General features: G+C 42.1%; 8 protein-coding genes. 1 reads left to right on the top strand and 7 read right to left on the bottom strand.

Features of this window, described 5'->3' with window-relative positions; all coding sequences use genetic code 11:
* Positions 1-31 precede the first annotated feature (31 nt).
* Positions 32-1042, bottom strand: a complete 1011-nt coding sequence (locus AC4CU2_RS00040) for a putative solute-binding protein (RefSeq protein WP_078390106.1) — start codon at positions 1040-1042, stop codon at positions 32-34.
* A gap of 254 nt (positions 1043-1296) precedes the next feature.
* Positions 1297-2307, bottom strand: coding sequence for a putative solute-binding protein (locus AC4CU2_RS00035; RefSeq protein WP_279741216.1), 1011 nt, complete (start codon positions 2305-2307; stop codon positions 1297-1299).
* A 229-nt stretch (positions 2308-2536) separates the two neighbouring features.
* Here AC4CU2_RS00035 and AC4CU2_RS00030 point away from each other — a divergent pair, with 229 nt between their 5' ends.
* Positions 2537-4477: an ATP-binding cassette domain-containing protein gene (locus AC4CU2_RS00030; protein WP_005401769.1), complete on the top strand. Its 1941-nt coding sequence runs from the start codon at positions 2537-2539 to the stop codon at positions 4475-4477.
* A 640-nt stretch (positions 4478-5117) separates the two neighbouring features.
* Here AC4CU2_RS00030 and AC4CU2_RS00025 read toward each other — a convergent pair.
* The 5 genes from AC4CU2_RS00025 to dnaA form a co-directional block, all read right to left on the bottom strand.
* Positions 5118-5486: a hypothetical protein gene (locus AC4CU2_RS00025; protein ID WP_490768127.1), complete on the bottom strand. Its 369-nt coding sequence runs from the start codon at positions 5484-5486 to the stop codon at positions 5118-5120.
* Between the two features lie 167 nt (positions 5487-5653).
* Entirely contained in the window at positions 5654-8125 is a 2472-nt protein-coding gene (gene gyrB / locus AC4CU2_RS00020) for a DNA topoisomerase (ATP-hydrolyzing) subunit B (protein ID WP_004697421.1), read from the bottom strand.
* 52 nt (positions 8126-8177) lie between these two features.
* Complete coding sequence (gene recF / locus AC4CU2_RS00015; RefSeq protein WP_094148784.1) at positions 8178-9260, bottom strand: DNA replication/repair protein RecF; 1083 nt, start codon at positions 9258-9260, stop codon at positions 8178-8180.
* A 15-nt stretch (positions 9261-9275) separates the two neighbouring features.
* Entirely contained in the window at positions 9276-10424 is a 1149-nt protein-coding gene (gene dnaN / locus AC4CU2_RS00010) for a DNA polymerase III subunit beta (protein WP_490768126.1), read from the bottom strand.
* Positions 10425-10534: 110 nt separating this feature from the next.
* A partial coding sequence (dnaA, locus tag AC4CU2_RS00005) for a chromosomal replication initiator protein DnaA (protein ID WP_004697428.1) occupies positions 10535-11914 on the bottom strand: 1380 nt, incomplete at its 5' end.

Here is an 11914-nt window from a genome sequence, read left to right as displayed (position 1 = left end):
AACTGAGCTTTCTTTGATTACACTCGGCAAATTACTCACCGCCCAGTGAGCATTCAAAGTTGGCTTTATCCACCGAGCAACGGGCTTTTTTCAACACCGACATCATTGCTGGATCATAAATGCCTCGTTTGGTCATATCCATCCGACCATCGCGCAGCATTTTTTGATATTTGGTTTTGTCTTCTGCTGTGAGGTTCATTTTGTATTTTGCAGGAATGCCTGCTTCTAAACGACCAATCATTGCGATGCTTTTCGGTAGGTTTTTCACAAACCAATCGCGTGATTTTTGTCCAAAGCCTGCTGGAAATTGATCTGGACGAATCACAAAGTCAGCTGTCACTTGTAGTACAGGGAAGTTAAACATGGCGCCGTTCGTGCCTAAACCTTTATAAATTTCTAGGGGTTTATAAGCATAAGCCGGTGCGCCGACCATATCAACTTGACCATTATTAAACTTCGCCACAAAGTTAGACACATCGGAAATCACTGCTTGCGCACCGACGCGTTGTACCATGATTTTTTGGGCATCGTCATAGCCCAAGACTGCAAACTTTTTACCTGCCGCTTTTTCAATGGAATTAATACTTTTATCGCGCACAAAAATAAAAGCTGAACCTAAAGGTGCAATCCCTGCCACTTCATATTTTTTACCCCCAAGATTGCTCACCATTTTGGTCGCATTACGCTGATCCAATGCAAAAGTAATCGCACGTTGTGCAATGGCATTGCTTGGAGCACCACCCAATGCATCAATAGAACCGACAAATTTATTGTACTGGCGTGCACGCATAGCAGTCATAAACACGCCATCACACTTGCCTGCTTTAAAGTCATTGTCGGCAACGGCTTCATCCTGACGAGGGATTAAATTGATTTCAGCCCCCCAGCCTTTTGCCGCCAAAGCCCATTCTTGCGCCATTTGATAGGACTCACCAGATTTGCCAAGCAAGTCAAATACACAGATGTCCACTTTGGCCGCTTGTGCTGTCGACGCTACACCCAAAGCAGAAAAAGCAGCGAGTGCGAGGGTTAATTTTTTCATTCTTGTGTCCTTGTTCGTTTTGTTGTTTGACAGGTGTCCATACACATGCAAAATATTAAGCAAGTTAAAATTAAAAAAATAGAGCATTTACTCAAAAATTACTGTCAATTGGGCAAATTTTTTTCTTTTCTCTCATTTTTCTTTTCAAAGGATTAGTAAAAGCATTTTAAATTCATCATATTAAAATAAAAATCCTGCATCAGCCGTTTTACATGAATGATGCTTAATATTACAAAGAAATACAGATTTTCGCCTTATTCACCGCCCAATGAACATTCAAAATTGGTACGTTCAACCGTACAACGGGCTTTTTTAAGCACGCGCATCATGCCTGGGTCATAGACCCCTTGTTTGGTTAAATCAATGCGCCCTTCCCGTAGCAAGCGCTGATATTTTTCTTTGTCTTCTTTGCTGAGCTGCATTTTGATTTTACTGGGAATGGCAGCTTCAAGTCGCTGCACCATGGCAAAGGATTGCGGGATTTTTTGTAAAAACCATTGTCGCGATTGCTCGCCAAATTGGGCAGGAAAACGCTCGGGTCTGACAATTAAATCTGCAGTGACATTGACCACGGGAAAATTAAGCATAGCCCCTTTAGCGCCTAGACCTTTTTCAATTTCTAAGGGTTTATACGCATAAGCAGGTGCAGCAACCACATCCACTTCACCTGTATTAAACTTTTTTATAAAGTTGGAAATATCCGACATCACAGGAACAGCCCCTACCCGCTCTACCATCACCCGTTGTGCACGGTCATAATGCAGGATGGCAAATTTTTTACCTTGCGCTTTCTCAATAGTATTCAAATTTCGGTCTTTGACAAAAATATAAGCTGAACCAATCAAGCCAATGCCTGCCACTTCATAGTTTTCACCTTGTAATGTGGTGGTCATGCGCTTGGTATTACGAGGATCGAGTACATATTCCACGGCCTTTTGTGCAATTTTATTGCTTGATACTCCACCTAAGGCATCAATCGAACCTGCGAACTTGTTATAGGTGCGCGCGCGCATTGAGGTCATATACACCGCATCGCATTTATCATTTTGAAAGGCTTTATCGACCAAGTCTTCGTCCTGAAACGAAATCAACTGTACTTGTGCACCCCATTTTTTACTGACCAAAGCCCATTCTTCTAAGAATTTATAAGACTCCCCTGCTTTACCCAGTAAATCAAAGACACACACCTGCTGCTTCGCCTGTACCATACTTGAGAAGCCGCACAGTGCTAGCGTCGATAAAATAAAAAATCCTTTTCTTTTCATTATTATCCCTTCATATTTTTGTTTTACTGGGAAAATATATCTGTGTGCTATTCCTCAATATAGGTCAAAAAAGGTCAATTTTTAGCTTTCCGACCAAAGGTCAAATGGCTTCATCCTCCCCTTAAAAGCAGCTATTCAAGATTTCAGTTCAGATAAATTTTGAATGTTTAGTCTTTTGCTGACGCATCCATTAGAATAGGCGCACCTTTTTCTGATATTTGATAGTTCCATGATTCAGCTTGATCAAGTTTCATTGCGCCGTGGTGGACGAGTGTTATTTCAAAAAGCCTCCATGCAAATCCATCCAGGTTGGAAAGTTGGTCTCACCGGTGTCAACGGTGCTGGAAAATCAACCCTGTTTGCTGCACTTTTAGGCTCAATCGGTCCTGATGATGGCACCCTGAGCCGCCCTGCCGTATGGACAGTGGCACACATGGCACAGGAAGTGAAAGCCTTAGATATGGCTGCAATTGATTTCGTCCTGACCGGTGATGAAGAATATTGGAACATTCAACAACAGCTCAACCATCCTGAACAGTTAACTGACACTGAACTGGCTGATTTACATGGCCGATTCGACGAAATTAACGGTTATTCCGCACCCGCTAAAGCCGCTCAGCTTATGGCTGGTCTGGGTTTTATGGAACACCAAAATCAACTCTTGGTTTCGAGTTTCTCTGGTGGATGGCGAATGCGTTTAAACTTAGCGCGTACTTTGATGAGCCGTTCGGATCTATTATTACTTGATGAACCGACCAACCACTTAGATCTCGATGCTATTTTATGGTTAGAAGATTGGTTAAATGCCTATACGGGCACCCTGATTTTAATTTCGCATGACCGTGATTTCTTAGATGCCATTACCAACCGTATTTTACATATCGAAAATCAAGAACTCACCCTCTATAGCGGCAACTATTCCACCTTTGAAACCACTCGTGCTGAACGTTTAGCACAACAACAACAAGCCTATGAAAAGCAGCTCGAAACACGGGCGCATATTCAAAAATATATTGACCGTTTTAAAGCCCAAGCCACTAAAGCACGTCAGGCACAAAGCCGAATTAAACAATTGGAACGGATGCAGCTGCTTGCTCCTGCACATGTCGATACCCCATTTACCTTTAGCTTCCGTGAACCCACCAAAATGAGTTCACCACTGCTCACTTTAGAACAGGCTGATATTGGTTATGGCGACAAACTGATTGCCACCAATATCAACATACAAATCACCCCGACGAGCCGGATTGGCTTATTGGGGATGAATGGTGCTGGTAAATCAACCTTAATCAAATCCTTGGTCGGTGATTTACCTTTATTGGCAGGACAACGCAAAGCCTCGGAACTGCTGAATATTGGCTATTTTGCACAGCATCAAATGGACTCACTGGATGAATCAGCCAGCCCAATGCTGCAATTGGCACGGATTGCAGATAAAAAAATCAGTGAAGCGACCTTACGTGCCTTTTTAGGCAGTTTCGGCTTTAGTGGCGAGCGAATGGATACCCCTTGCGAGAGCTTCTCTGGCGGTGAGCGTGCGCGTTTGGCATTGGCTTTAATCGTATGGTTACGTCCCAATGTGTTGATTCTAGATGAACCGACCAACCATTTAGACTTAGATATGCGCCATGCCCTGACCATGGCTTTACAAGACTATGAAGGTGCTGTGGTCTTGGTTTCACACGAACGCCAACTGATTGCCAGCGTGTGCGATGACCTCATTTTAGTCCATGCTGGAAAATCGACCGAATTTGAAGGCGATCTACACGATTATGCCAACTGGTTACGCCAAGCTCGCCTAGAAATGATTAAACAAGGCGGAATCGTAGCGCCGATCGTGTCTAAAGTCAGCACTCAAAAAACCATCGTTTCAAAGGTTGATAAAGAAGCGCAGCGTAAATTAGCTGCACAGCGCCGTGAACAAACGCGTCCTATTCGTAAAAATATCGAAAAATGTGAAAGCCTACTGGCAAAACACCAGCCACGTTTACTCGACATTGAAAGTTTACTCGGTGATGCTGGCCTATATGACGCTGCACGCAAAGATGAACTCATGAAACTGATGAATGAGCAAACCGAGCTTAAAAACCAAGTCAGTGAAGCTGAAGAACAAATGCTAGAGCTGATGATGGAACTTGAAGAGCTCGAAAGCTCATTCGAAAACGAATAATCTTTCCTCATACACCCTGCCCGCTCTGTTTATGCATGGCGGGCATTTTTATGTCTTAACCATTTTGATTGATTTACTTTGCTGCAACACCAATCGATCTCGAAAAACGTGCCTTTTCGGTCTATGCATATAACTCAATAGGACATGCACCCACATAGTCTGAGCATTTTAAGAAATCATAAGTGATTGAAATTAAAATTATTTCTTAATAAATAAAGCGATAAATTGATTGATTTTTATTGTTTAGATATTCTTAAAAAGCAAAAAATTAGATTATTTAATTTAGCTTAATTAATTGAATATTCAACTATATACAGCCCTATTTCCATGCATTTCACAGCTTAAAGCCAAATACAACCTTCACAACAGACAGCGAATATCCATCATGTGCAGACATGCACCTTTCAACACAACAAGTTTTGAATTTAAAAAGAGGGAATAAATTTAAAAGATCCGATTTAAATTTAAAAAATAACGTATGGTTTTAAATTTAAAAACCACACTTGAAACAACTGTGGATAAAATTATACGTATTTTAGTAACTGATATAAAGTGCTATTTTTATTTATCCACAGGCTAATGTTGTTTATTTATTCAGTTGTTTTAGGCAAATCCATCCTCTTTTTTGCGCTCTTTTTCCTTAATTTAATACGACTCTTTGCGCCTTTAAAAAACGTAATTCTTGTATTTTCCATCCCTGATCGAAGACCCATGTTTCTTGGATTTGTTGGCGATTTTCAACCAAACCGATCAAGACCTGACAGTGTGTTTGGTCACGGTTAAACTCAAATTCTTCAAATTCGACGTCGGGTTTTTGAGGTTTCCAAACGCCATTTTTCACAGCATGTGCGATCTTTTCATAACGCGTATAGTTACTCTCTACACGATCAGCTTGCTCATAGACCACTTTAAAATGCTCATCTTCATATTGAGCTAAAACTTCATAATTGCCCGTAAAAAATGCATTCACCCAAATGTCGCGTACTTGTTCTAGTTGGTTATCCATCATAATGACCTCACATTTTCACTGTGCAAAAGACTTGATACTCACATCATGACATCGCTATAAGTCAGTTTAATAACAGTGTGCATTGCTTATATTTTATTCAAAATCATAAAAAATGCTGTAAAAAAAGCACCCCGTAGGGTGCTTTTTTGGCTTATTTTGTAAAGCGCTTAGGCATCAATGTCCGCATTCAATGCATTTTCCTCAATGAATGCACGACGTGGTTCCACATCGTCACCCATCAAACAAGAGAACATACGATCGGCTTCAATCGCATCCTGAATGGTAACTTGCAACATGTTACGGTTTTCAGGATCCATGGTGGTTTCCCAAAGCTGGTCCGCATTCATCTCACCCAACCCTTTATAGCGTTGAATCATCATGCCACGACGTGAATCAGACAAAATATGCTGCCATACCTGATGGAAGTTAGTGACTGCAATCTTGCGATCACCTTTTTGTAGGTAAGCACCATCTTCCAACAACGTGAACCAACTCTTGGAATTCTTCAACAAACGTGCATATTCACCAGAACCCAATAAGCCTGCATCTAATAAATAGCTATGTGGCAGATTGTGTACATAGATGGTGATACGAGGTAAGTAAGTCTCGATCTTTTGACCATCTGCCAGTTCTTTTTCAAACGTTTCTAAGCTTAACTCAGGACGCAAGCTCGGTTGAATCTCTGCCACAGCACTGCGCACTTGTTCAGCCCACTGCTCGACATAAGCTCGGTCATGGTTTTGATCAAGCTTAAAGCCTTCAACGGAAATCAACGCATCTAAGACACTGGCAGGATAACGTACAGTTAAACGCTGTAAGCTCTTCTGAGACGTTTGATAGTCCGCAATCACATTCGCCAAGGCTTCACCACGGATTGCAGGTGCAGCATCACTGATATGCAATTCAAGCTCATCAATCGCGTTTGAAATTAAATAGGTTTCAAGCGCATCATTATCTTTAAGATACTGCTCTTGCTTGCCTTTTTTCAGCTTATACAGTGGTGGCTGAGCGATATAGATATAACCACGTTCCACCAGTTCAGGCATTTGACGGAAGAAGAAGGTCAACAATAGGGTACGAATGTGCGAACCATCCACGTCAGCATCGGTCATGATGATGATTTTGTGATAACGTAATTTGTCCGGATTGTACTCTTCACGACCAATACCACAACCCAATGCCGTGATCAGGGTGCCGACTTCTTGAGATGAAATCATCTTGTCAAAACGCGCACGTTCTACGTTTAGGATTTTACCTTTCAACGGTAAAATCGCTTGCATCTTACGGTTACGGCCTTGTTTAGCTGAACCGCCCGCAGAATCACCCTCGACTAGATACAATTCAGACAATGCTGGATCTTTTTCTTGGCAATCCGCAAGCTTACCTGGTAAGCCTGCAATATCTAACGCACTTTTACGGCGTGTCATTTCACGCGCTTTACGTGCCGCATCACGGGCACGTGCCGCATCAATGATTTTGCCAGCAATCGATTTTGCAGCTTGTGGGTTTTCAAGCAAATATTCAGAGAATGATTTGTTCATTGCCTGTTCAACTGCAGGTTTCACTTCACTTGAAACCAACTTTTCTTTGGTTTGTGAAGAGAATTTCGGATCAGGCACTTTCACTGAAACAATCGCAGTTAAACCTTCACGTGCATCATCACCAGAAACCGCTACTTTCTCTTTTTTGAGTAAGTTTTCGTTTTCCATGTAGCTGTTTAGACCACGCGTTAATGCCGCACGGAAACCCGCTAAATGCGTTCCACCATCTTTTTGTGGAATGTTGTTGGTAAAGCAACGTACGTTTTCCTGATAGGTATCATTCCACTGCAACGCCACTTCAACACCAATGCCATTTTCAGCCTGTACGGTGAAATGGAAAATATCATTCAGATGGGTTTTGCCTTGGTTAATATATTTCACAAACTCAGACAGACCGCCTTCGTAGTCAAACACATGTTCTGCATGAATACGCTCGTCACGCAAAACAATGCGCACACCCGCGTTTAAGAAAGACAATTCACGTAAACGACGCGCTAGAATATCGACATTGAAAATGGTTTGGCTAAAAGTTTCAGCACTTGGCCAAAAACGGACAGTTGTTCCTGTGGTATCCGTATCCCCCACAACAGTCAGTGGGTAAACCGGATCACCGTGTTTATATTCTTGTTGATGAATATGGCCTGCACGATGAATCGTCAGTTCCAACTTACGCGACAAGGCATTTACAACCGATACGCCCACACCGTGTAGACCACCTGAAACCTTGTAGCTATTGTCATCGAACTTACCACCTGCATGCAGAATGGTTAAAATCACTTCTGCGGCAGAAACCCCTTCTTCAGGGTGAATATCGGTCGGAATACCGCGCCCATTGTCCGATACGCTTACAGATTCATCTTCGTGAATCGTCACCAAAATTTCATCACAGTGACCTGCAAGCGCCTCATCGATCGCATTATCCACCACCTCAAACACCATATGGTGTAAGCCTGAACCATCATCCGTATCACCAATATACATACCCGGACGTTTACGTACTGCGTCCAATCCACGTAATACTTTGATACTAGAGGAATCATAAGCTTTTTCTGTGGTTTGTTCCGTTTGAGAAGCAGCTTGTTGATCTTCTGAACTCATGGTTTCTCCCTAGCGAAAAATAGGTCTATCCCGTGATGGGTAAAATCTAAAATCATTGTGCGACAACTTGAACTTGACCGTTTTCAACACAGAATAATTGATAAGAAATAGATAAATCATGTAAGTGATTTTTGACTGATTCATACTCTAAAGTGGTAATAAAAACTTGACTACCCAGTTGGCTCAATCGCTCAATTAAACGTTGTTGTGCTGTTAAATCTAATTCTGCTGTCAGATCATCTAATAATACCACAGTTTCCTTATTACAAGCATGTAGCATTGCAATCTGTGACAGTTTTAAGGCTATGATTAACAGCTTTTTTTGTCCACGTGACAGTACGACATCAGCATCGCCAAGGCTTGTTTTTAAACGTAAATCAGCCTTGTGTGGACCATACTCGGTATAGCGCCGTTCAAGGTCTTTTTGATGGTGACTTTGCAGGTCATTCAATAGCCCTAACTCGGTATGAAAACCAGGGCTATATTCTAACTGAACCTCGATATCTGGCAGCAGGTGTTTTAAATCTTGCTCAAAAAAGCCCTTCCACTGCTCCACAATGCTGACGCGCTGCGAATGCAGCATTTCCCCATAGTCACTGAGCATTTTGTTCCACGGCTCCAAATCTGTCAGACTTAGATTCCGTCGTGTTTTCAGTAAACTATTACGCTGTTTTAATGCCCGTGAATAATATTGCCATGCATGATAAAACTCAGGTTCCACGTGGAACATCAGCCAATCTAATAGTTGCCGTCTAGGCTTGGCACCATGATCAATAATATCGGTACTTTGGGGATCAATCAGTTGCAAAGGAAGAATTTTAGCCAACTGACCTTGAGTGGCAATATTGTCGCCATTGACCTTGATGAGCTGTTCACCAGACAACAGCTTTTGCATCCCAATTTTTTCAGAACAGGATTGGGCAAAGACAATCGCGTCTTGGGTATCGGTTTGAATATAGTGTTTCGGAATATGGGTACGAAAGGAACGTCCTGTCGCCAACAGATGAATGGCTTCTAAAATTGAGGTTTTACCTGAACCATTTTGTCCATAAAAAACATTAAACGGTTGCAATCCATGGAGAGCAACCGTTCTGAGATTTCGAACACGTTCGATGTTTAAACGCGTGATTTGCATGCCTGAACCTAGGGCTTAAACACGCATTGGCATGACCACATAGGTCTGATCTTGATGAGCTGGATCTTGCACTAGAACCGATTGATTTGCTTCGGTCATCGTCATTGACACATCATCACCATCCAATGCGCCTAAGACTTCCAAGATGTATTGGGCATTAAAAGACATTTCCATTGGCGCATTATTATATTGAATCGCCAAATCCTCTACGGCTTCGTCTTGCTCTGGGTTATTGGCACGCAGCTGCAAAGTGTCTGCGGCAAAGTTTAAGAACACACCACGTAGTTTTTCATTACTTAAAATCGAAACACGTTGTAAAGATTGCTTAAAGACATCATGTGCAATTAACACATTTTTATCCCCACCACGTGGAATCACACGGCGATAATCAGGGAATTTACCGTCAATCAGTTTTGTGGTGAAACGAACCGTGGTATTCCCTTGTTCTTTGTCACGACTGGCAATAGAAATGGTCACATTCAATAGTTCACGACCGATTAACAACGCCAATTGTTCATCTTCAATGCTCAATAAACGTTGTAATTCGCCCACTGCTTTACGTGGAACAATCGCTTGAATCAATTGAGTCGCATTTGAGCTAGCAACAGTTTCACACAGAGCTAAACGGTGGCCGTCTGTGGTCACTGCACGCAGTTGATTATTATCAATTTCAAGTAAGGTTCCCGTGAGATAAAAACGCACATCCTGCACCGCCATAGCAAATGCAGTTTTTTCAAATAGGCGCTTTAATTCACGCTGTGTCACCGCAACTTGCGTGCCTTGCGTGTTCTCTGTGGTCAATAACGGGTAATCTTCAGCGGGTAAAGTCCCCAACACAAAACGGCTATTACCAGACTTTAAAATACAACGTTGATCTTCAGTAATTTGTAAGTCTATCAGTGCTGCAGTCGGTAAAGATTTGCAAATATCCATCAGCTTACGTGCAGGAACGGTCGTTTCACCCGCTTGTAAACATGCCCCTTCCGCAAGCGTGGTACTTGCAACCAATTCAACTTCTAAGTCTGAACCTGTGATCGTCAACGATGCTTGGCTCACTTGCACTTTAACATTTGAAAGAATGTTTAAAGTATGGCGACGTTCAACCGCTCCTACGACATGTGATAGAACATTAAGTAAGCTTTCTTTCGCGATTTTTAAACGCACGATACATTCCTCGAAAAACTGAAGATAAAATAATAAATAAATGTGTTTTTAGCAGTGTACTATGCGGCAGAACATGCCGCATTGCAAGAATAGAATTTGAGCAATTTTGCTTAACTTTGCAGCAAGCGTTGCAAGTTTTTATAGTCCTCATTGAAGATCGGATCTTCATCGCGCAGACTTAAAACTTTTTCACAAGCATGCATGACGGTACTGTGATCTCGACCGCCAAAGGCCATACCAATTTCAGGGAAACTGTCTCCCGTTAACTCACGTGCCAAGCCCATTGCCAATTGGCGTGGACGAGCATAAATACGGGTCCGTTTAGGCCCAACCAACTCTTTGAGTGGAATTCTAAAGTACTCACTCACCACACGTTGAATATTTTCAGTACTGATGGTTCGTGCACGAATGGCCAAGACGTCTTTTAATGACTCACGCACAACATCCAAATCAATAGCGGTACCCTTAAAGCGTGAAATGGCCACCACTTTATTCAGCGCACCTTCCAATTCACGTACGTTTGCAACCACTTGTTGCGCAATAAATAACGCACAGTTTCGTGGTAATTCCACATCATTACTTTCTGCTTTTTTCAGCAAAATTTCAATACGGGTTTCAATATCTGGTGGCTCAACCCCAACCGACAAGCCCCAAGAAAAGCGTGAAACCAAACGTGGATCTAATTCCGTTAATTCTTTTGGATAGCGATCTGAAGTCAGAATAATTTGCTTAGATTCATCTAAAAGTGCGTTAAAAGTATAGAAAAACTCTACTAAACTCGCCTCTTTACCCGCCAACAAATGAATATCATCGACCAACAATAGATCTAAAGATCGGCAATTTTTTTTAAATTCTTCCACTTTGCCTTGTTGTAAAGAACTAACAAAATCTTGAACAAAGCTTTCTGCCGTCATATACATGACACGTGCATTCGGTTTGGCTTGCAACAAGGCATTGCCCACTGCTTGCATTAAGTGTGTTTTACCTAAACCAGTCGGGCCATATAAAAATAAGGGATTGTGCTGAGAAGCACCTAACTGGGTTAAAACCTTACGACACGTTTCAGCAGCCATTTGGTTTGAACGACCTTCCACAAAAAGTGAGAAGGAAAATAAAGGATTTAACTGGCGTTTACGGCTGTTTTTAGAATTCCCTTCTTCTTTTTCTTTTTTCGGACGCACAACAGGTGCTGGAGCAGACTCTAAAGCTGCAGTCGTCGTTGCAGGTTGCTCACTCGCAGATAAAATTGCACCCGGGCGTGAATCGACTAAAATTTCAACTTTACGTACACGCCCTTCAGAGAGCTGCTCCACTAATATTGTAATCAATTCTAGGTGATGTTCTTGAATGTAACGTGTCCAATAGGGATTGGGAGCATAAAGACGTAGTGTGTCATTTAACTCTTCTGCAACTAAAGGGCGTATCCACATTGTAAAGACATTCCCAGATAGCTCTTGTCGCAAGCGAGTTAAGCAGTCCGTCCAAAGCAT

It is taken from the genome of Acinetobacter sp. 797_lipA, from assembly GCF_058243025.1.
This window is presented reverse-complemented; position numbering and strand designations above follow the sequence as displayed.